Genomic DNA, 21942 nt, shown 5'->3' with positions numbered 1-21942 from the left:
TGAATCGAAGAGCGCCGCGCGCCATGGTACGGCCGCCGTCCACGCTCAAACGGCCCAGCATCCGCATCCAAACGCGCCCCAGAAGCCTTGTGCATCGCTCGTCGGCACATCGCGTCGGGCGGCGGCGGCATGGTCATGTCCGTGCACGCTGCAGCCGGCGCTGCAGCCGCACATGGATGCCATGCGAGCGGCACCCGGTTGCCCCAGCCTGCGCTGCTGATAGCCGCCGAATCGCTTCACTGGCGACCAGTCAGGCAGCACGGGGAGAGCGGGTGGGGCGAAGTCCGCAAAGTCGCCCTTGCCATGGACCACGCGGCCGCCCAGCAGGGTCATGACCGAGGAGAGTTGCGCGATATCGCTCTCGGGCACCTGGAGGTAGTCTTCAGACAGCACGGCCAGGTCCGCCAGCTCGCCCACGGCGATCCGGCCCTTCTTGCCCTGTTCGTTCGAGAACCAGGTGTTGGCCTCCGTCCAGAGGCGCAGTGCGTGCTCGCGATCGAGGCGGTTGTTCGGCGGATAGAGCTGCGCGCCGCCAACAGTCTTGCCGGTGACCAGCCAGGCGAGCGAAACCCAGGGGTTGTAGCTGGCCACGCGCGTGGCGTCGGTGCCGGCCCCAACCGGCACACCGGAGGCCAACATCTTCGAGATCGGGGGTGTCGCCTCGGCGCTCTTCTGGCCATAGCGGTCGATGTAGTACTCGCCCTGGTAGGCCATGCGATGCTGGACGGCGATGCCGCCGCCCAGGGCCGCGATGCGATCGATGTTCTTCTGCGTGATCGTTTCGGCGTGATCGAAGAACCAGTGCAGGCCGTCGAACGGAATCTCCCGGTTGACCTTCTCGAAGACGTTCAATGCGCGATCGATGGTCTCGTTGTAGGTTGCGTGCAGCCGCCAGGGGAAGCGGTTCTGCGCCAGCAGGCGGACGACGCGCTCCAGGTCGCCCTCCATGTTGGGGGGCATCTCGGGCCGGGGCTCGCGAAAGTCCTCGAAGTCGGCGGCGGAATACACCAGCATCTCGCCTGCGCCGTTCACCCGATAGGTGTCGTCGCCCTGGCCGGGCTTGACGCTCTTGGTCCAGCGCGAGAAGTCGTCGACTTCGCCACCGGGCTTTTGCGTGAACAGGTTGTAGGCGATGCGAAGCGTCAGCTCACCGTCTGCATGGAGCTTCTCGATGATCTCGTAGTCATCGGGGTAGTTCTGGAACCCACCGCCCGCGTCCACCACGCTGGTCACGCCCAGGCTGTTCAGCTCGCGCATGAAGTGGCGCGTGGAGTTCAATTGGTACTCCGGTGGCAGCTTGGGTCCCTTGGCCAGGGTCGCGTACAGGATGGTGGCGTTCGGGCGTGCCATCAGCAGGCCGGTGGGCTCGCCCGCCCCGTCGCGCACGATCTCGCCGCCCGGAGGGTTCGGCGTGTCACGCGTGTAGCCCACCGCGCGCAACGCGGCCCGGTTGAGCAGGGCGCGGTCGTACAGGTGAAGAATGAACACCGGTGTGTCTGGGGCCACCGCGTTGAGCTCGTCGATGGTTGGCAGCCGCTTCTCGGCAAACTGGTGCTCGGTGAAGCCGCCCACCACGCGCACCCATTGCGGCGCCGGCGTGTTCTGGGCCTGCTTGCGCAGCATCTCCATGGCATCGGCGAGGGAGGGCACGCCATCCCAGCGAAGCTCCATGTTGTAGTTCAGCCCGCCGCGGATCACGTGGATGTGGCTGTCGATCAGGCCGGGAATGGCGCGCCTGTTGCGAAGGTCGATCAGCTTGGTGGCCGGGCCACGCGTGGCCAGGATGTCTTTGGCATCGCCGACGGCGCTGAAGCGGCCGTTCGTGATGGCGACGGCCTGCGGATTGGGATTGGTGCGATCCAGCGTGGTGAACCGACCGTTGGTCAGGATGAGGTCTGGGTGCACGAGCGGGCTGTCCTTCGCGGATGCGGTGGCCGATGCCACCGGCCAGATCGCTGCACCACCAAGCGCCTGCAACACGTCGCGGCGGCGCGTCATGGCGCACTCCCTTCATGCGCGGCCGCGTGGCGCGGGGTGTCGACGTGCTTGATGAGGTGCGTCAGGCGCATGCTGCTTCTTCCTTGTGTCCGAATCACTGGAAGATAGGCGACGGGGCCTGGGGCAAACAGCCCCCGAATGGGCAACCTGAACTCGGCCTTTTGGAGATTGAACTTCGATGGCCCGACCCGATGGCTCGGCGGCGCGCTTACCGCGGGAAGGGCTTTGGAGTCTGATCGATTTGAGTCAGGCCTTGATCGCGGCCTGACCAATGCGCTGCTTGGGAGTGGATCGACTCATGTGACCCAACCGACATCGCGGCGCCAGAGATCGCCGGCGACTTGCTTGGATGCGTACTCCTCGTGCGAGGGGAGCGGGAGACCCCGGGCCCGCGACAAAACTTCGCTGACAGGCCCCAGACCTGCCTCCCTTCTCCACCTGTCGACTTGGCTCGGGTCTTCCAGTGCATTGAGCTCTGGCCCATCAGGTGTGAGATCGAACTGCGTACCGAAGCGCTGCGCTTTGCCTTCGAAGACACGAATTCGATCATCCAGGTAGGCAAACTGCCATCGTGGAACGAGCCCGATGCGGCTGGCTTCATCAATCAATGTGCGGCAGTGGCGCATGAAAGCGGGTTCGGCAATCGAGTGCTGAAGCACCAGCCACGCTGCCTCTGCACCCTCCGGCCCCACCAAGGCCTCGCTCGGCCAACCGTGCTCTTCCATCAGCGCGCGTAGATCGGCCGCATTTGCGCGATGAACTGCCTCCATGCGCGGGTGGTAGCCCTCGAGCAGCGTGCCCTCGGCTTGCAGCTCGGCACGGACCCGCTCGTCCCTGGAGGCCATGGCAAGCAGTTGATTCCTGAGGATATTGTTCACTTGGTTGGCGGACTTCGATGCAAACGAATTCAGCGGACAAGACATCGCGAGGCGGTTTCTCGGTCCGCTGCATAGACCTTGCCCCTGGATGCCGTGTCCCATGGCTGCTCCACGCGCTGGCTTGCTTTGATTGACGGGCCAGCCAATTTTCCTCCAACTGCATCGGGCCTGCGGCTCATCGAGGCCGTGATGCCGTACTCGGGCAGCACGCCCCGGAAGTCCTGGCTGGCGTGTTGTCTGCCGCGGTCACTGTGGAAGATCAGTCCCGCTTCGCCCGATCGCGTTGCGGCTGCCTTCAAACCGCACGGCGATCATCTGCCACAAAGCCGTCATACCTGCGTCATGCCACCGTCGGCGAACAGTTCGATGCCATTGACAAAGCTGCTGTCGTCAGAGGCAAGGAACACTGCCGCCTTGGCGATTTCGTCGGTCCTGCCGACGCGGCCCAACGGAATCGTCCGCGCCTGCATCTCGATGAAGCCTTCGAGTTGATCGCCCGTCAAGCCCAGCAGCTCATAGGCCGGCGTGGGCACCACGCCCGGGCTCAGCACGTTGACGCGAATGCCCGCATCTTTCAGGTCCAGCATCCAGCTTCGCGCCAGATTTCGCACCGCCGCCTTGCTGGCACTGTAGATGCTGAACCCAGGTGTGCCCTTGATGGAAGTCGTCGACGCATTCAGCACGATGGTGGCGCCCTTTGGCATGATCGGTATTGCCTTTTGCACGGTGAACACCAGGCCGCGCACATTGGTGTCAAAGATGCTGTCGAAGTGAGCTTCGGTGATCTGGCCCAGCGCCGCCACCTGACCGCCGCCCGCGTTGGCGAACAGCACATCAAGTCGGCCCTTTTCTTTCTGGATCGTGGCGAAAAGCTGATCGAGGTCCTGCAGGTTGGCAACGTCGCTGCGGACGCCCGTGACATTGCGACCGATGTCTGCGACTGCCGCGGCAAGCTGCGCCTGCCGTCGGCCGGTAATGAAGACGTGGGCGCCTTCGGCGACGAAGCGCTTGGCGGTCGCCAGCCCGATGCCGCTGGTGCCGCCGGTCACGAGGGCGATCTTGTCGGTAAGTTTGTTGGTCATGGTGGAGTCCTTGCGTTGGCCTGAGATGCAACGCAGTTTGGGTGCCCATCCGAACCTGGCCAAGATCGCGGCGGGCACTTGTCCATTTCCGATCCGCTAATAATGGCCCGATGGACCAGATCACCGCCATGCGCGTCTTCGCCCGGGTGGTCGAGGCTGGCGCTTTCGCGCGCGCAGCAGACCAGTTGCAGATGCCCAAGCCCAGCGTGACCAAGCTCGTACAACAGTTGGAAACCCACCTGAAGGTGAAGCTGCTGCAGCGCACCACCCGGCGCGTGACCGTCACCCCCGAGGGGGCGGCCTACTACGAGCGCACGGCACGCGTGCTGAGGGACATTGACGAGATCGAATCCGATCTGACGCAGGATCGGACCGATCCCAAGGGCTGCATCCGTGTCGACGTCGGATCGGTCGTTGCCAATCTGATCGTGATGCCGCGGCTGCCCGGCTTCTACCAGCGCTTTCCTCAAGTCCAACTCGCGCTGGGCGTCAGTGACCGACCGGTGGACCTGGTGGGTGAAGCGGTCGATTGCGTGATCCGCGGCGGCGCGTTGACCGACCAGTCATTGGTGGCCCGTCGCATTGCGCGGATGGCCTTCACGACTGTCGCCTCGCCGGCCTATCTGAAGCGGCATGGCGTGCCGGAAAGCCCGCAGGAACTGTTGGACGGCAGGCATGCGATGGCCAGTTTTTTCTCGGCCGGCACCGGCCGGATCGTTCCGGCCCCATACGTGCGCGGCGCAGAGCGCTTCGAGATCGCAGGCCAGGGCCCGATCTCCGTCAACGAAAGCACCGCGCACGTCAACGCTGCTTTGGCCGGCCTCGGTCTCGTGCAGACCTTCGGACCCATCGTGCAGCCGCACATCGAGAGTGGCGCCCTGGTCGAGGTGCTGGCTGAGTGGGCGCCTCCGCCCATGCCGTTCCATGTGGCTTATCGGCCCAACCGCCACCTGAGCGCCAAGCTGCGCGTCTTCGTCGACTGGGTCGTGGAAGTATTCGCACCCTACAACACCGCTCGCTGAGGCAGCGCAGGTCGCGCTGCGCCAGCGGTGAGGATCTGGTGCCGGGCTCTCCTCCGTCTTCTCAATCTGACGCTGGGCAATTCGATTTGGCAAACCCCCATCGACTTGCCGTGCAGGCTGGCTACGATGCCGCCAACACGGAGGTGCTTGCCATGTCAGCGGATAACCCATCCACACCCATCGCTTCGGACTTGTCTCCAGCCGACGGGCCGCGGCGACGGCGCGTGCTGGGCGGCTTGGCCGCCGGCACAGTCGCAGCGGCCTTGCCGCAGCGACGCGCCCGCGCCGCGACCTTGCCGCGGGTGGCCATCATCGGTGGCGGCATGGCGGGCATTGCCTGTGCGTGGCTGCTGGACGGTGTGTGCGAGGTGCAGTTGTACGAGGCGCGGGACACGATTGGTGGGAACGTGCGGACCTTGTCGGTGCCTGTGGGCGGGCAGGTGCTGCCGGTGGACATGGGGGCGCAGTTCTTTCATCCGGGGCCATATCCAACCTACGTGCAGCTGCTGTCGCAGCTGGGGCTGTGGCCGGTGGACAGCGGGGAGTCGCACAGCTTCGTGGCGTCGATCACCTTGTCGTCGCCCGACGAGGCGACGCCGCGTTTTGTCTCGCCGGTGCTGCCCGGGCGCGCGTGGCCGCTGCTGGCGCCATGGAACCGCTCCGGCGTGCAGGCTTTCCAGACGGTGTTCAACGCGGCGCAGCGGCGCGAGCAGCGGGATGCGAGTTGGTCGCTGTCGATGGGCGACTGGCTGGCGTCGCTGAACCTCACGCCGGCGCAGGCCGAGACCATGATCCTGCCGTGGGCCGCGTCGCTGAACTCGGGTGACGTGAGCGAGACGGGTGGGCTTTCGGCGCGGGCGCTGATGGTGTTCGCTGCCGGCGCGTTGCCGCCCGCGTTGACCGACCCGGTGCTGTACTACGTGCTCAAGCGCGGCATGAGCGAGCCGCTGAAACGCATGGTGGCGCAGTTCGGCACGGTGCAGATGCACATCAGCGCAGCGGTCGAAGCGGTGTCACCGGCGCCGGGCGGCGGGTTCCGTGTGCAGCCGCAAGGCTTGCCCACGGCGGACTTTGATGCGGTCGTCTTCGCCGCCTCCGGCCCGCCCACGCTGTCGCTGCTGGCCGGCCTGCCCGGTACCGCGGCGCAACGCAGCGCGCTGCAGGGCATTCCGTTCTACGACGCGACGCTGGCGCTGCACACCGACCCAGCCTTCGCACCGGCCGATCCACGGCACTGGTCCTTCCTGAACTGCAGCGCCGAGGGCAGCGCCTGCGAGGCCTCGATGTGGCTGGACCCGGTGATCGGCAGTAGCGGGCTGTGGAAGAGCTGGATCAGCCACCGCGCGCCGCCGCAACAGCTGCTGGCGACCGAGCAATACCGCCACATGCTGCCGACGGTGGGCGCGATCCAGTCGCAGAAACTGCTGGCCGCCCAACAGGGCCGCGGCGGCATCTGGTTTGCCGGCGGCTACACGCAGCCCTTCGACTCGCAGGAGACGGCGCTGCTGTCGGCGATGGGCGTGGCGCAGGGTTTGTCGGGCGGCAGCGCGCGGCTGAGCCGCCTGCAGCGCCTGGTCCAGCGCTGAGCCTGCCTCAGCCGGCGGCCTTGCCGGTGCGCGGCACGCGGCCGGTCACCGGGTACTGCGGGTCGGTGAAGCCGGGCGTGGACGGATGGCCTGGCGCCACCAGCGTGTCCACCAGGGCCTCGTCCTCGGCGGTGAACGGCGAGGCCAGCGCGGCGAGGTAGTCCTGCCATTGTTCGAGCGTGCGCGGGCCGGCAATCACCGAATGCACCTGTGCGTTGTTCAGCACCCAGTTGATCGCGAAGTGCGAGGCGCTGCTGCCATGTGCCTGCGCGTGGTCGTGGATGCGGCGCGACAGCGCGATGGACTCTGGCCGCAGCTCCGTCTGCAGCATGCGCCGGTCCGCGCGTGCGGCGCGGCTGCCGGCAGGCAGGGCGTCCATGCTGGCGTATTTGCCGGTGAGGATGCCGCGCGCCAGCGGGCTGTAGGGCACGACGCCAATGCCGTAATGCTCGCACGCCGGCAGCAGCTCGACCTCGGGCATGCGGTTCATCGCGTTGTATTGTGGCTGGCAGGCGACCGGGCGGTCGATGCCCAGCTCATCGCACACCCGCACCACTTCGGCCACGCGCCAGGCGCGGAAGTTCGACAGGCCGATGTGGCGGATCTTGCCCTGGTGCACCAGGTCGGCCAGCGCGTGCACGGTCTCTTCCAGCGGCGTGCTGGCGTCGTCGCGGTGCAGGTAGTAAATGTCGATGCAATCGATGCCCAGCCGGCGCAGGCTTTGCTCGACTGCCAGCATCACGTACTTGCGCGACAGGTCCGGCCCGGCTGGTGCGGTGTTGCCCGCCGGGAAACCGACCTTGGTGGCGATGACCCAGCGGTCGCGGTCCGCCTTTACCGCGCGGCCGACGATCTCCTCGGACCGGCCTCCGGCGTACACGTCGGCCGTGTCGATGAAGTTGATGCCGGCTTCGCGTGCGCTGTCGATGATCTGCACCGCGGTGGCCTCATCGCTCTGGTCGCCGAACATCATCGCGCCCAGGCAGAGGGGCGAAACCTTCAGGCCGCTGCGGCCGAGTCGTCTGTATTGCATGGCGGTTTCCGTTGAGGTGGGAATGGTGCTGTGGGTCCGTGGTCAGCGCTGGGCTGCGGCGTCGGTCGCGGCAGCCGCGGTCTGCGCGAGCTCGGCCGACCAGCCGCCGCCCAGCGCGCGCACCAGTTGCACCGTGGCGCGGCGCTGGCGGGTGCCCAGGTCCAGCGCGCTGCGTTGCGCCTGCAGGTTGGCCGTTTGCGAGCTGACGACTTCCAGGTAGCTGGCCGCACCGGCGTTGTAGCGGTTGGTGGCCAGCGCCAGCGCGCGGGCGGTCGCCACGGTGGCCTCGCGCTCTGCCACGGCTGCTTCGCCATAGCGGCCCAGCAAGGCGAGCTGGTCCTCGGTCTGCTGGAAGGCGGCCAGCACCACGCCGCGGTAGCGCTGCGCGGCTTCTTCGACGGCGGCATCTGCCCGCGCGTTGTCGGCCTGGCGGCGCCCGCCGTCCAGCAGGTTGAACACCAGCGTCGGCCCCAGGGCCCAGAACAGGTTGGGCATCTCGATGAAGCGGCCCAGGTCCGAACTCTGGAAGCCGGCTTGCCCGCTGAGCTGGACCGCCGGGAAAAATGCGGCGCGTGCGGCACCGGCGCTGGCATTGGCGGCCAGCACGCGCTGCTGCGCGGCGAGCACATCAGGCCGGCGCTGCAGCAGCGTGGAGGGCTGCAGCAGCGGCACCTGGGGCAGCGTCATCGACACCGGTTCGGCGGGCAGCGAGAAGGTCGACGCGCTGGCACCCACCAGCGCCGCAATCGCATGTTCCTGCACCGCCCGCTGCGCGCGCGACTGGCGCAGCTGCGAGCGCGTGGAGGCCAGCTGGCCTTCGGCACGCGCCAGGTCCAGCCCGGAGGCAATGCCGGCGTCATGCCGGCGGCCGATCAGCTCGGCGGCGCGCTGGTAGGCGGCTTCGGTTTCCTGCAGCAGGCGGGCTTCCTGGTCCAGGCCACGCAAGGCCACGAGGGTGTCGGCCAGCTGGGCTTGCAGCGCGAGCCGGGCGGCGGCCAGGTCGGCCTGCGCGGCCCGCTCGTTGGCGCTGCCCGCGGCCACCTGCTGCTTCACGCGGCCCCACAGGTCCAGCTCGTACTGGAAGTCCAGGCCCAGCGTGGCGCTGTTGTATTCGTCGGGCGAGTTCGGGCCCAGCACGCGCAGCGGCCGGCGGTCGGACTGGCGGTTGCGCTGGACATTCAGCGACGTGCCCAGCGTGGGCGACTCGGCTGCGCGCAGCGCGTCGGTCGCGGCACGGGCTTGCTGGTAGCGGGCGAGGGCGCTGGCGAGGTCGGGGCTGTTTTGCAGCAGCAGCTGCTCAAGCCCGTCCAGCGCCGGGTCGCCAAAGGCCTGCCACCAGCTGTCCCATTGCAGCGGCGGCAGGTCTGCACCCGCCACTGCGGACGGTGCTTCCTTGAAGGCTGCCGCGCTGGGGATTTCGGGCAGAGGCACCACCGGTGCCTGCGAACAACCCACCACACAGGCCGCGGACCAGGCAACGGCGATGAATCCGCGCCGCATCATCACGCGCCCTTCTTCGGCTCGGCCAGCACACGCACCTCGTCGCCGTCCTGGATGCCGTCTGGCGGGCTGGCGATGACTCGGTCCGCCGCAGCCAGGCCACCCGCCGGCACACCCGCCAGTTCGACCACGCTGCCGAGGTCGCGCGCCACGTCCACCTGCTTGAGCTTGACGCGGTTGTCCTGGCCAACAGTGGCCACCTGCACGCCCGCCTTGCCGATGATCAGCGCGCCCGGCGGCACGCCGATGCCACCGGTGCCGGGTGCGTTGTCCAGGCTCACGCTGGCGAAGCCGCCGGGCAGCAGTTCGCCCTTGGCGTTGTCCACCGTGAGCTGCACCAGCATGGCGCCGGTGCTGCCGTTGATGGACTGGGCCAGCGAGGCGACGGTGGCCACATAACGCTGGCCCGGCCGCTCAGGCACCGTCAACACCGCTTGCGTGCCGGGGCGCAACGCGGCGACCTGCCGCTGCGGCACGCTGACGTAGACGCGCAGCTTGCGCACGTCGGACACCACGAACAGCTCGCTGCCCGGCGCGCCGCCAACGCCGATCAGCGCGCCGATGTCGGTGTTGCGCGCGGTGACCACGCCGTCGAACGGCGCGACCAGCCGGGTGTAGCGCTGCAGCGCCTGCACGCGGTCGACGTTGGCCTGCATCGCATTCGCGGCGGACTGCTTGGCGGCCATGTCGCCGGCCCGCTCATCGGCCTCCTGGCGCGACACGGAATCGGTCGCCAGCAGGGTCTGCCAGCGCTGCGCGGTGCTGGCGGCCAGGGCCGCATTGCTGCGCGCAGCGGCGAGTTCGGCCCTGGCCTGCATCAGCTGCTGGTCCAGGTCCGGCGTTTCGATTTCGGCCAGCAGCTGGCCGGCCTTGACCGGGCCGCCAATGTCGACCTGCCAGTTCTTCAGGTAGCCGCTGACACGCGCATAGATGGGCGCGCGGGCCCAGGCTTCGATGCGGGCGGGCAGTTCGAGCCTGGTCGAGGCAAGCGCGGCCGGCGAGATCAGCGTGACGGTGGGCACGGCGCTGGCGGTGATGCCTTCGCGCAGCTGTTCTGCCCGCGACTTGCGCGTCCACAGGCCGGTCGCCACGACCACGACAGCCAATGCAACAGCGGTGATGGAGACCAGCCGCAGCCGCGGGGAACGGGTGGGTTCAGTTCGCATGGGAGGGATGTCCGGAAGAAGGAAGAAGCGGGCCGGCCACAGGCGCAGCATGCTCATGCCGGCGGTGCGCCAGGCTGAACACGACGGGCACGAAGACCAGCGTGGCAAAGGTGGCGAAGACCAGCCCGCCGATCACCGCGCGGCCCAGCGGCGCGTTCTGCTCGCCGCCTTCGCCCAGGCCCAGCGCCATCGGCAGCATGCCGATGACCATGGCCAGCGCAGTCATCAGGACCGGGCGGAAGCGCACGAAGCCGGCTTCCAGCGCAGCGGCGGTCGCGTCTCCCAGCTCGGCCAGGCGTTCGCGCGCGAAGCTGATCACCAGCACGCTGTTGGCGGTGGCCACGCCCATGCACATGATGGCGCCGGTGAGGGCCGGGACTGACAGCGTGGTGTCGGTGGCAAACAGCATCCAGACGATGCCGGCCAGCGCCGCGGGCAGGGCCGAGACGATGACCGCCGGGTCCAGCCAGGACTGGAAGTTCACGACGATCAGCAGGTAGATCAGCACGATGGCGCCGAGCAGGCCGAACAGCAGGCCGGAGAAGGCGCGGTCCATGGTGCGCACCTGGCCCAGCAACTGCACGTTGGAGCCCTTGGGCACGTCGGCCGCGGTTTCGGCGATCACGCGGCGAACGTTGGCGGCCACGGCGCCGAGGTCGCGGTCCTGCGTGGTGGCGTGGATCTGCACCATGGTCTGGATGTCGTACTGGCTGACGATGGAACTGCCGGTGCCACGCTCAAAGCGCGCCAGGCCACCCAGCGTGGTGCTGCCCGTGCTGGCGCCATTGCCCACCGGCAGGTTGGCCAGCGCAGACAGCGAGTCCAGCTCGCGCTGCGGCGTCTGCATCACGATGGGGTAGCTCACGCCATTGACCGGGTTCAGCCAGTAGGTGGGCGCGACCTGGCTGCTGCCCGCGAGGTTGACCACCAGGCTGTTGGTCACGTCGCGTGTGCTCAGGCCCAGCAGCTGGGCCTGGGTGCGGTCCACCTCGACCTTGAACACCGGCGCCTTGTTGGACTGCTGGATGCGTGCGTCCGCCACGCCGGGAATGGCCTTCACCCGTTTGAGCAGCTGCTGCGCATAGGCGAAGTTGGCGTCCATGTCGCGGCCGCGGACCTGCAGGTCGATGGGCGCGGGCGAGCCGAAGTTCAGGATCTGGCTGACGATGTCGGCCGGTGGGAACGAGAAGGTGGTGTCCGGGAATTCCTTGGGCAGCACCTCGCGCAGCTTGCGCACATGGTCGGCCGTGGGCTGGTGGCCCTCGCGCAGGGCGATCTGGAAGTCGCCGTCATGCGAGCCGGAGGCGCCGGTGTTGTTGTAGGTCAGGTTGATGCTGCTGGGCGGCAGGCCGATGTTGTCGACCAGCGTGGTGATTTCTTCCGATGGGATCACGCGGCGGATCGCCTGCTCGATGCGCGCGAATCGCACAGCCGTCTCCTCCACCCGCGTACCCACCGGCACGCGCGCATGCATCAGGATCTGGCCCGAGTCGACCTGCGGAAAGAAGTTGCTGCCGATGAAGGGCAGCAGCAGGAACGAGAGCGCGACCACCGCGACAAAGCCGATCAGGAACGGACGGCGGCGTGACAGCGCGAGTTCCAGCACGCCGCGGTAGCTTTCGCGCACGCGCTCGAAGCCGGCCTCGAAGCGGCGCTGGAAGCGCACCAGCGGGTTGCGCGAGGGCGGCAGGTCACCGTCGCGGCCGTGCAGGTCGGTGTGTGGCGCGTGCGGGCGCAGCAGGAAGTTCGCCATCGTCGGCACCAGCGTGCGCGACAGCAGGAACGAGAAGATCATCGCGAAGATCACCGCTTCGGCCATGGGCACGAACAGGAAGCGCGAGACGCCGTCGAGGAAGAACATCGGGATGAACACGATGCAGATGCACAGCAGCGAGACGAAGGCGGGGGTGACGATCTGCTGCGCGCCGTCCAGGATGGCGGTGCGCACGTCCTTGCCCTGTTCCAGGTGCCAGTTGATGTTCTCGATGGTGACGGTCGCGTCGTCCACCAGGATGCCCACCGCCAGCGCCAGGCCGCCCAGCGTCATCAGGTTCAGCGTCTCGCCAATGGCCGACAGCGCGATGATGGCGCCCAGGATGGACAGCGGGATGGACACGGCGATGATCAGCGTCGAGCGCCAGCTGCCCAGGAACAGCAGGATCATCACGCTGGTCAGCGCCGCGGCAATCGCGCCTTCGGTCGCCACGCCCTTGACCGCGGCGCGCACGAAGATCGACTGGTCGTTGATGGGCACCACGTTCAGCGCTTCGGGCAGCGAGGGCTTGAGTTCGGCCAGCTTCGCGCGCACGCCGTCGACGATGGCCAGCGTCGACGCCGCGCCGTTCTTCAGCACCGACATCAGCACCGAGCGGCCACCGTCCACATGCACGATGTTGGTCTGCGGCGCGTTGCCGTCGTGCACCTCGGCCACGTCGCTCAGGTAGATGGTGCTGCCGCCCACGACCTTCACCGGCAGCCGGCCCAGCTCGGCAATGACAGAGGGGGCGCTGTTGAGCTGCAGCGTGTATTCCAGCTCGCCGATCTTCTGCGTGCCGATGGGGGTGAGCACGTTCTGCGCGGCGAGCGCCGCCGCCACGTCCTGGGCCGACAGGCCGCGGGCCTGCAGTGCCGCGGGGTCGATGTCGATCTGCACTTGGCGCTGCTTGCCGCCGTAAGGCAGCGGAATCGCCGCGCCCGAGACCGTGACCAGCGGCGTGCGCACGGTGTTGAAGCCCAGGTCGAACAGCTGCTGCTCGCTCAGGCCCTTGCCCGACAGCGCCAGTTGCAGGATGGGCACGGTGGCGGCGTTGTAGTTCAGGATCAGCGGCGGCGTGATGCCGGCCGGCATCTGCCGCACGACGACCTGCGACACGGCCGTGACCTGTGCATTGGCCACCGCCACGTTCACGCCGGGCTGGAAGAAGATCTTGACGACGCTGACGCCGGGGTAGGAGTTGGACTCGATGTGCTCGATGTCGTTGACCGTGGTGGTCAAGGTGCGCTGGAACAGCGTGGCGATGCGGCCGGCCATCTGGTCTGGCGGCAGGCCTGTGTATTGCCATGCCACCGCAATCACCGGCACGCGGATCTCGGGAAAGATGTCGGTCGGCGTGCGCAAGGCTGCCAGCGGCCCGACGATCAGCAGCAGCAGCGCCATCACCAGGAAGGTGTACGGGCGGCTGAGCGCGATGCGGACAGCTGCCATCAGCATGTTGTGGGCGCTCCGGAAATCAAGGGCATGGCAGGACTGCTTGGCAGCGTGGGGGGCTTGAACATGACGCCGCCGCCAGGCAAGCCAGGCGGCGGCACAGGGAGACTGGCGAAGACGCGCGGGCGGGCGCAGGTGTAACCAATTCTGCAGCAATGCGCCAACCCTGGCAGCAGCAGGCCCGCCTTGCCGCGAGCTGTACCCGCACCGGGGCAGGCGCGACTTCATGAACAAGCTGTGCCAGGCGCCAGCCAGCCGCCGCTTGATGGATTGGCAAGCCGGGTTTGCCAATCAACACGCAAAAAAAAGCCGCCTCCCATCGGAGGCGGCCTTTTGCGTCAGGCGGCTGGGTTCAGCGGCCGATCACGCTCGGTGCGCTGCCGCTCGGCGCCAGGGTGCCGCGGGGCATCGCGGTCCAGGTGCCCTGGTTGAGCACCACGCCCTGCCAGTCATACACGGTCCAGGTCTTGTCGTCCTTGATCCACCAGGTCACTTCCTTGCCGCTTGGCATCAGCATCGCCGCGCCGCTGCTGCCCAGCACGTAGCCGATGCGGAGGTCGGTGCCGGTGCGAACCTGCGCGCCGCCGGTGGTGAGCGTGGTGCCATTGCAGTCCACGTTGTGCCAGGTGCCGGCGGCGCCGGTCTGGCCTTCGGTGGTGAGGTCGGTGAAACTGTCGCAATAGCCATCCAGCGCAATCGCCGAGTTCACGAAGGCGTGCGCCATGCTCATGGAGGCCAAAAGAGCACTTGCGGCCAGGATTTTCTTGTACATCGTTGAAGCTTCCAGTTTGAAGTAAGAGTTACCGGAAGGCACATCCCTGTTTTACGCACAATGTTTTACGCATAAGACAGGTAGCTTCCGACCGGCGGCTGCATGACGAGAGAAATACCTCGCCGCACACAGCCCATGGGCAAGCGCTGTTCCCACGCCGTTCCTGATCTCAATCCAGCCGCTGCACCGCCGGCATCTGGAAGCGACCGTCCAATACCTCCGCCCTGGGCTGGTAGGCGCGCATCACCAGCATGAACGGGCCGGTGGGTGCCGGCAGCCAGTTGGCAGCGGCGTCCGTGGGCTGGCTGTTGCCGACCTCGATCACCACGCTGCCGTCCGCGCCTCGCTTCAGGCCCGGCGTGCGGTCGCCCAGCGTGTAGCGCTTGAGCGGGTTGTCGGTGAAGAACAGCCGGCCGTCGGGCTCTTCCTGGTACATCGAGAGGGACCAGAAGCCGTCCACCGGCATGCCGCCGGCCGGCAGGCTCAGGCGGTAGCGGTGCTGCCCGCTCAGCGGCTCACCGCGGCCGTCGACCTTCACCGTGGCATTGCTGTCCTCCGGCGGGATCAAGGCCAGCAAGCCGGTCAGTGCCACGTCGGCCCGGTAGCGGTAGTCGGTGCCGAAGTCGCCCAGCGTGTCCAGCGGCTTGGTCCAGCCGCCGGGCTGCGGCTTGCCCAGGCTGGCATTGCGCTTGAGTTCGGCCAGCAGGCCGGGCAGTTCGGTGGCCCAGCGCTGCTGGACCTCGGGCGACAGCTGGTTCCAGCGGCACCGCGCACCGCACACGCCAATGGCGGCCCAGGCGTCCAGCTTGGCCTGCTCGTAGGCGGGCGGCGGGTTGCGCGCCAGCATTTCGTTGACCATTTCCAGGTAGCGCCGCGCGGCGGCCATGGGGCTGGTGTCGCTGGCCGGCACCAGCGGCGCGCTGATCCACAGCGGCTGCGTGGGCGCCTGGGCCAGCGGCGCCAGCTTCAGCTGGTCCTGCAGCGCATGCACGGCCGGCAGGTCCGCCGGGCCGTCCACCAGCATGCGCGAGAGCAGCAGCACGTCGTTGGTCGTGCTCTGCACCACCTGCTGGCCTTCGGGCAGCGGGCCTTGCCAGCGCGGGCCGACCAGCAGCACTTCGCGCGCCCGGGTGCCGCCGGTGCGCCGGCCCAGCACCGCGACGTTGTTGGTGTACATGTCCAGCACCGCCACCGAGTAGTAACGGCCCTGGGTATCGGGCAGCGACAGCCGCACCGGCCCGTTGGCCAGGTCCAGCCAGGCCAGTGAATACAGCGTGTCGTTGTTTGGCGCCGTCACGCGCCGGTCCGCAGGCCCCAGCAGTGCGCGCATGTGGATCCACTGGTTCAGCCGGAATTCGGTCGGCGTCTGCCCGTCGCCCAGGCGGGCCAGCCGCAGCTTGGCCATTTCCTGCAGAGGGAAGGCGTAGTCGAACGCTGGCTTGAGCGGCATCTCGGCCGGTGGAGCGGCTTGGGCCGGTGCGTAGACGCTCAGCAGGAGTGCGGCGAACGAGGCGATGGCGAAACGTGGCATGGGCTTCCCTGGCGTTTGTCGTGCCTGCCATCGTAGGCGGCAGGTGCAGGCTCGCAAAACACCTACTGTGCAGGGGGCGCGAGTCGGCCTTCGCTGACACGCCGGCCGGCGGCGGCGTGCTAGCGTCGCTCGATGGACCTGGTCGTCGCCCGTCCCGAGGGGCTGTATTGCCCACCCGGCGATTTCTACATCGACCCCTGGCGGCCGGTGGCGCGGGCCATCATCACCCATGCCCATTCAGACCACGCCCGGGTGGGCCACGGCCACTACCTGGCGCATGTGGCCAGCGCCGGCGTGCTGCGCGGCCGGCTGGGCGACATCCACTTGCAGACGGTCGAGTACGGCGAGGTCGTCACGCAGCAAGGCGTGCGCGTCTCGCTGCACCCGGCGGGGCACGTGCTGGGTTCGGCGCAGGTGCGCATCGAGTGGCAGGGCGAGGTGTGGGTCGCGTCGGGTGACTACAAGGTCGAGGCCGACCCGACCTGCACGCCCTTCGAGGCGGTGCGCTGCCACACCTTCATCACCGAATCCACCTTCGGCCTGGCGATCTACCGCTGGCCCACCCCGGCGCAGTTGATGGCCGAGGTGCAGCAATGGTGGGCCGAGAACGCGGCGGCTGGGCGCCCCAGCGTGGTGGGCGCCTATGCCTTCGGCAAGGCGCAGCGGCTGCTCGCCGGGCTGGACGCTTCGACCGGGCCGCTGGTGGTGCATGGCGCCGTCGAGGCGGTCAACCAGTCCTATCGCGCCGCCGGCGTGGCGCTGCCCGAGACGCGGCTGGCAACGGACTGCTCGGCCACCGAACTGAAGCGCGCGCTGGTTGTGGCGCCGCCTTCGGCGCTGGGCTCGCCCTGGATGAAGCGCTTCCCGAATGCCTCGGACGCGTTTGCCAGCGGCTGGATGCTGGTGCGCGGCGCGCGGCGGCGGCGCGGCGTGGACCGTGGCTTCGTGATGTCCGACCACGCGGACTGGCCGGGGCTGCAAAGCGCGATCCGCGCCACCGGCGCGCAGCGTGTCATCGTGACCCACGGCAGCGTGCAGGTGATGGTGCGCTGGCTGACCGAGCAGGGTTTGCAGGCCGAAGGCTTTCGCACTGAGTACGAAGGCGAGGGCGGCAGCGAGGCCGACACTGCTGCAGCGCCTGAAGCCCCCACCGAAGGCGAAGCCGCATGAAGGACTTCGCCGCGCTCTACCGCGCGCTGGACGCCTCCACGTCCACCCGCGCCAAACAGGACGCTTTGCAGCGCTACCTGCGCGCCGCGTTGCCGGCCGATGCGGCCTGGGCCGTCTACGTGCTGGCGGGTGGCAAGCCGCGCCAGCTGGTGCCAACCAAGGTCTTGCGCACGCTGGCCCAGCAGGCCGCGGCGCTGCCGGAATGGCTGTTCGACGAATGCTACGAAGCCGTGGGCGACCTGGCCGAGACGATTGCGCTGCTGCTGCCGCCGGCCGAAGCGCCACTGCGCCGACCGCTGGCCGAGTGGATCAACCTGCACCTGCTGCCGCTGCGCGAGCTGGGCGACGAACAGCGCGTGGCCGAGCTGCTGCTGCAATGGCGCACGCTGCCGGACGACGAGCGGTTCGTCTACCTCAAGTTGATCACTGGCGCGCTGCGTGTTGGCGTCTCTCGGCTGCAGGTCACGCAGGCGCTGGCCGCGGTGGCGGGCGTGGACGCCAAGACGATTGCACAGCGGCTGATGGGCTACACGCACCCGCAGGCGCGGCCGGACGAGACGGCGTGGTCGCATCTGGTGGAACCCGTCGCCGAAGCGGTCGAAGGCGAGGACTTGCCGGCCGCGCGTGGCGGTCACCCGTATCCGTTTTTCCTCGCCCACCCGCTGCCGCCTGCGCTGGACACGCCAGAGGCATTGGCCGCGGAGCTGGGCTCGCCGGACGACTGGCTGGTCGAGTGGAAGTGGGACGGCATCCGCGCGCAGCTGGTCTGCCGCGAGGGCCAGGCCTGGCTCTGGTCGCGCGGCGAGGAACTGGTGACAGACCGCTTTCCCGAGGTCGCCACGCTGGCCGCGGTGCTGCCGCCGGGCACGGTGCTGGACGGCGAGCTGGTCGTCTGGCGAGGCGGGCTGGTGCAGCCGTTTGCCGAGCTGCAGCGCCGCATTGGTCGCAAGACCTTGGGGCCCAAGCTGCTCGGCGAATTGCCGGTGGCGCTGCTGGCCTACGACCTGCTGGAGCAGGCCGGGCAGGACCTGCGTCAGGTGGCGCAGCATGAGCGCCGCGCGCGGCTGGAAGCGCTGGTCGCGGCGCATCCGCATCCTTCGCTGCGGCTCAGCCCGCGCGTGCCCACGGCGCAGGGCTGGGCGGGCCTCGCCGAGCAACGGGCGCAGTCGCGTGCGCTGGGTGTCGAAGGGCTGATGCTGAAGTCGCAGGCTTCGGCCTATGGCAGCGGCCGCACGCGGGTGGACGGCGTGTGGTGGAAGTGGAAGATCGAGCCGTATGCGGTGGACGCGGTGCTGGTCTATGCCCAGCGCGGCCATGGCCGCCGCGCCAGCCTCTACACCGACTACACCTTCGCCGTGTGGAACGGTCCGCCCGAAGATCCGAGCCGCGCGCTGGTCCCGTTTGCCAAGGCCTATTCGGGGCTGACCGACGAGGAGATGAAGCAGGTCGACGCGATCATCCGCCGCACCACGCGCGAGAGCTTCGGGCCGGTGCGCAGCGTCGAGCCCACGCTGGTCTTCGAGCTGGGCTTCGAAGGCATTGCGCGCAGCCCGCGCCACAAGAGCGGCATTGCGGTGCGCTTTCCGCGCATGCTGCGCTGGCGGCAGGACAAGCCGGTGAGCGAGGCCGACACGCTGCAGACGCTGTCGCTGCTGCTGCCGGGAGCCAAGGCGTGACACCGACAGAAGACGTGCTCGCAGCTTGGTGGGAAGGCCTGGGCTGGTCGCCATTCCCGTTCCAGCGCGAGGTCTGGGCCGCGATGCAGCGTGGCGAATCCGGCCTGCTGCATGCGACGACCGGTGCCGGCAAGACCTATGCCGTGTGGCTGGGCGCGCTGCTGGCGCTGGCGGACGAAGCGCGCGCCACGGGCAAGGCCGCGCCACCGCTGACGGTGCTGTGGATCACGCCGATGCGGGCGCTGGCCGCCGACACGCAGCGCGCGCTGGAGGCGCCGCTGCTGGCGCTGCGCGACGGGAGCACGCCGCTCGCACGCTGGACGCTTGGCATGCGCACGGGAGACAGCAGCAGCGCCGAGCGCAGCGCGCAGAACAAGCGCCTGCCCACCGCGCTGGTGACCACGCCCGAGAGCCTGTCACTGATGCTGGCCCGGGCCGATGTGGCGGAGGTGCTGGGCACGGTGCGGTTGGTGGTGGTGGACGAATGGCACGAGCTGCTGGGCAACAAGCGGGGCGTGCAGGTGCAGCTGGCACTGGCGCGGCTGCAGGTGCTGGCGCGCGGCGCGTTGCCAATGACCTGGGCGCTGTCGGCCACGCTTGGCAACTTGGATGAAGCGATGGCCACGCTGCTGGGCCCGGGCCGGCCGGGCCGGCTGGTGCGCGCGCAGCTGCCCAAGGCCTTGCAGATCGACACGCTGCTGCCACCCACCGCCGAGCGTTTTGCCTGGGCCGGTCACCTGGGCCTGCGCATGCTGCCGCAGGTGGTGGCCGAGTTGGACGGCAGCCCGTCCTCGCTGGTCTTCACCAACACCCGTTCGCAGGCCGAGCTCTGGTACCAGGCGCTGCTGGACGCGCGGCCGGACTGGGCCGGGCAGATCGCGCTGCACCACGGCTCGCTGGCCCGGGATACGCGGGAATGGGTGGAGGCAGGGCTGAAGGCCGGGCAGCTGAAAGCGGTGGTCTGCACCTCCAGCCTGGACCTGGGCGTGGACTTCCTGCCGGTGGAGCGGGTGTTGCAGATCGGCTCGCCCAAGGGCGTGGCACGGCTGCTGCAGCGCGCGGGCCGCTCGGGCCACGCGCCGGGCCGGCCGTCGCGCATCACGCTGGTGCCCACGCACAGCCTGGAACTGATCGAAGGCGCGGCTGCGCGGGCGGCGGTGGCGGCAGGACACATCGAGTCCCGGCGCACGCCGCATCAGCCGCTGGACGTGCTGGTGCAGCACCTGGTGACGGTGGCGCTGGGTGGCGGTTTCGAGCCCGACGCGCTGTACGCCGAGGTGCGGCGCACGGCGGCCTATGCGGCGCTGTCGCCCGAGGCCTGGCAGTGGTGCCTGGACTTCGTGAGGCGCGGCGGGCCGTCGCTGGCCGCCTACCCGGAATACCGCCGCGTGGCCGCAGACGACACCGGCCGCTGGCGCGTGCCGGACGCGGCGGTGGCGCGGCGCCACCGCATGAACATCGGCACCATCGTCAGCGATGCCAGCATGACGGTGGAATTCGTCGGCGGTGCGCGGCTGGGGCAGGTCGAAGAGAGCTTCATCGCACGCATGAAGCCGGGCGACCGCTTCCTGTTCGCCGGCCGGCTGCTGGAACTGGTGCGGGTGCATCAGATGACCGCGCAGGTCAAACGTGCGCCCGCCGGCCGGGCGACGGTGCCGCGCTGGAACGGCGGGCGCATGCCGCTGTCCACCACGCTGGCGGATGCGACGGTCCAGCAGTTCGCCGAGGCCGACGCGGGCCGCTACGACAGCCCCGAGCTGGCCTTTGCCAGGCCGCTGCTGGCAGTGCAGCAGGCCTGGTCCCGGCTGCCGGCGCCGGGCACGCTGCTGGCCGAGGTGCTGAAGACGCGCGAAGGCTGGCACCTTTTCCTGTACCCCTTTGCGGGCCGCCAGGTGCACCTGGGCCTGGCCAACCTGCTGGCCTGGCGAGCCGCGCAGCTGTCGCCAGGCACTTTCTCGATGGCCTTCAACGACTATGGCTTCGAGCTGCTCAGTGCTACCGCGCGCGACTGGGCGCAGCAGCTGCCGGTGCTGCTGGACACCGAGGCCGATGTGCTGGCCCAGGTGATGGCCAGCCTGAACGCCAGCGAGCTGGCGCAGCGGCGCTTTCGCGAGATCGCCCGCGTTGCCGGTTTGATCACGCAGGGCTACCCGGGCGAGCGGCGCAGCAATCGGCAACTGCAGGCCTCGTCCGCGTTGTTCTACGAGGTGTTCCGCAAGTACGACCCGGCCAACCCGCTGCTGCAGCAGGCCGAGCAGGAGCTGCTGGCCAACGAGCTGGACATCGAACGGCTGCAGGCTGCGCTGCGGCGCATGCATGCGCGCGACCTGGTGCTGCAGGCGCCGAAGCGGCCCACGCCGCTGGCCTTTCCGCTGATGGTCGAGCGCTTCCGCGAACGGCTCAGCAACGAGCCGCTGGCCGAGCGCATTGCGCGCATGGTGCAGCAGCTCGAAGCCGCCGCCACCAAGAGCACGGGCGACGCCGCGCCGGAAGCTGCGGCGCCCGCGGTGCAGCAGGGCCTGGCCTTTTCACAGGACCGCGACACTGGCGAGCCCGGCAAGCGGCGTCGCCCACGCCGGCCATCCCGCCCCTTGCCCTTGCTGTGAGCACGCCGCGGCACCATCGCCTGGAATGGGCCGGCCAGGAACTCTGGCTGCTGCCCGAGCGCGCGCTGTGGTGGCCGGCGCGGCGCGTGCTGCTGGTGGCGGACCTGCACCTGGGCAAGGCGGCGACCTTCCGCGCGCTGGGCCAGCCGGTGCCCGCAGGCACCACGGTGGCCAACCTGGCGCGGCTGGACGCGCTGCTGGCTGCATGCCCCGCCACGCAACTGGTCTTCCTCGGCGACTTCCTGCACGCGCCGCAAGCCCGGACGCGGGCTGTGCTGGCCGCAGCCCAGGCTTGGCGCGAGTCGCACGCAGCGCTGGCGGTCGTGCTGGTGCGGGGCAACCATGACCTTCGCGCGGGCGACCCGCCGCCGTCTTTGGGCATTCACGTGGTGGACGAACCCTGGCCGCTGGACGAGGCCGGCGACTGGCTGGCTTGCCATCACCCGCAGCGCTTGCCTGGCAAGCGCGTGCTGGCGGGCCACCTGCACCCGGCTGCGACGCTGCAAGGCCCGGGGCGCGACCAACTGCGCATGCCGTGCTTCTGCCTGGACCGGACCGTTCCGGACGACGCCGGACTGCTGGTGCTGCCGGCTTTCGGCGAATTCACCGGCGGCGCGAGCGTGGCGCCGACTCCGGGGCGGCAACGCTTTGCAGTGGCGGGTGATGCCGTCTGGGCGGTGCCTTGAATGCGAGACATCTGACGCGGTTCCGCGC

General features: G+C 69.0%; 15 protein-coding genes. 6 read left to right on the top strand and 9 right to left on the bottom strand.

Annotated features, from left to right (window positions below):
- Positions 1-45: 45 nt before the first annotated feature.
- From AC3WR5_RS04010 to AC3WR5_RS04000, 3 genes are all read right to left on the bottom strand, one after another.
- The gene (locus tag AC3WR5_RS04010; RefSeq protein ID WP_492482051.1) at positions 46-1998 is read right to left on the bottom strand and encodes an amidohydrolase; all 1953 of its coding nucleotides are present in this window, start codon (positions 1996-1998) and stop codon (positions 46-48) included.
- 296 nt (positions 1999-2294) lie between these two features.
- Positions 2295-2978 (bottom strand): DUF6624 domain-containing protein, encoded by a 684-nt coding sequence (locus AC3WR5_RS04005; RefSeq protein WP_492482049.1) that lies wholly within the window; start codon positions 2976-2978, stop codon positions 2295-2297.
- A gap of 227 nt (positions 2979-3205) precedes the next feature.
- Positions 3206-3958, bottom strand: coding sequence for an SDR family oxidoreductase (locus AC3WR5_RS04000; protein ID WP_492482047.1), 753 nt, complete (start codon positions 3956-3958; stop codon positions 3206-3208).
- 110 nt (positions 3959-4068) lie between these two features.
- On the opposite strand from AC3WR5_RS04000, the gene AC3WR5_RS03995 reads away from it, so the two are divergent.
- Together AC3WR5_RS03995 and AC3WR5_RS03990 are read left to right on the top strand one after the other, a co-directional pair.
- The gene (locus AC3WR5_RS03995; protein ID WP_492482045.1) at positions 4069-4980 is read left to right on the top strand and encodes a LysR family transcriptional regulator; all 912 of its coding nucleotides are present in this window, start codon (positions 4069-4071) and stop codon (positions 4978-4980) included.
- Between the two features lie 152 nt (positions 4981-5132).
- Positions 5133-6566, top strand: coding sequence for an FAD-dependent oxidoreductase (locus tag AC3WR5_RS03990; RefSeq protein ID WP_492482043.1), 1434 nt, complete (start codon positions 5133-5135; stop codon positions 6564-6566).
- Positions 6567-6573: 7 nt separating this feature from the next.
- Here AC3WR5_RS03990 and AC3WR5_RS03985 read toward each other — a convergent pair whose 3' ends face one another.
- From AC3WR5_RS03985 to AC3WR5_RS03960, 6 genes are all read right to left on the bottom strand, one after another.
- A complete protein-coding gene (locus AC3WR5_RS03985; protein WP_492482041.1) occupies positions 6574-7599 on the bottom strand; it encodes an aldo/keto reductase in 1026 nt (341 codons plus the stop codon).
- A gap of 42 nt (positions 7600-7641) precedes the next feature.
- Positions 7642-9099 (bottom strand): efflux transporter outer membrane subunit, encoded by a 1458-nt coding sequence (locus AC3WR5_RS03980; protein WP_492482614.1) that lies wholly within the window; start codon positions 9097-9099, stop codon positions 7642-7644.
- 2 nt (positions 9100-9101) lie between these two features.
- Positions 9102-10265, bottom strand: coding sequence for an efflux RND transporter periplasmic adaptor subunit (locus tag AC3WR5_RS03975; RefSeq protein ID WP_492482039.1), 1164 nt, complete (start codon positions 10263-10265; stop codon positions 9102-9104).
- Positions 10255-13473, bottom strand: coding sequence for an efflux RND transporter permease subunit (locus AC3WR5_RS03970; RefSeq protein WP_492482611.1), 3219 nt, complete (start codon positions 13471-13473; stop codon positions 10255-10257). The genes AC3WR5_RS03975 and AC3WR5_RS03970 overlap by 11 nt, the downstream gene beginning before the upstream one ends.
- A 352-nt stretch (positions 13474-13825) precedes the next feature.
- On the bottom strand, positions 13826-14203 hold the full coding sequence (locus AC3WR5_RS03965; protein ID WP_492482037.1) for a hypothetical protein: 378 nt from the start codon (positions 14201-14203) through the stop codon (positions 13826-13828).
- 211 nt (positions 14204-14414) lie between these two features.
- The gene (locus AC3WR5_RS03960; RefSeq protein WP_492482035.1) at positions 14415-15776 is read right to left on the bottom strand and encodes a DUF1254 domain-containing protein; all 1362 of its coding nucleotides are present in this window, start codon (positions 15774-15776) and stop codon (positions 14415-14417) included.
- Positions 15777-15908: 132 nt separating this feature from the next.
- On the opposite strand from AC3WR5_RS03960, the gene AC3WR5_RS03955 reads away from it, so the two are divergent.
- Genes AC3WR5_RS03955 through pdeM form a run of 4 tightly spaced genes read left to right on the top strand, consistent with a single transcriptional unit; the run spans position 15909 to position 21914 of the window.
- Positions 15909-16946 (top strand): ligase-associated DNA damage response exonuclease, encoded by a 1038-nt coding sequence (locus AC3WR5_RS03955; RefSeq protein WP_492482033.1) that lies wholly within the window; start codon positions 15909-15911, stop codon positions 16944-16946.
- Complete coding sequence (locus AC3WR5_RS03950; protein ID WP_492482031.1) at positions 16943-18622, top strand: ATP-dependent DNA ligase; 1680 nt, start codon at positions 16943-16945, stop codon at positions 18620-18622. The genes AC3WR5_RS03955 and AC3WR5_RS03950 overlap by 4 nt, the downstream gene beginning before the upstream one ends.
- On the top strand, positions 18619-21228 hold the full coding sequence (locus AC3WR5_RS03945) for a ligase-associated DNA damage response DEXH box helicase (protein ID WP_492482029.1): 2610 nt from the start codon (positions 18619-18621) through the stop codon (positions 21226-21228). Before AC3WR5_RS03950 ends, AC3WR5_RS03945 begins: the two co-directional genes overlap by 4 nt.
- Positions 21225-21914, top strand: a complete 690-nt coding sequence (pdeM, locus tag AC3WR5_RS03940; protein ID WP_492482027.1) for a ligase-associated DNA damage response endonuclease PdeM — start codon at positions 21225-21227, stop codon at positions 21912-21914. Before AC3WR5_RS03945 ends, pdeM begins: the two co-directional genes overlap by 4 nt.
- The last annotated feature ends 28 nt before the right edge of the window (positions 21915-21942 follow it).

The sequence above is a fragment of the Ideonella sp. FW305-24 genome, from assembly GCF_058788035.1.
Note: the sequence above shows the minus strand (reverse complement) of the source record. Positions and strands in the feature narration are given on the sequence as shown.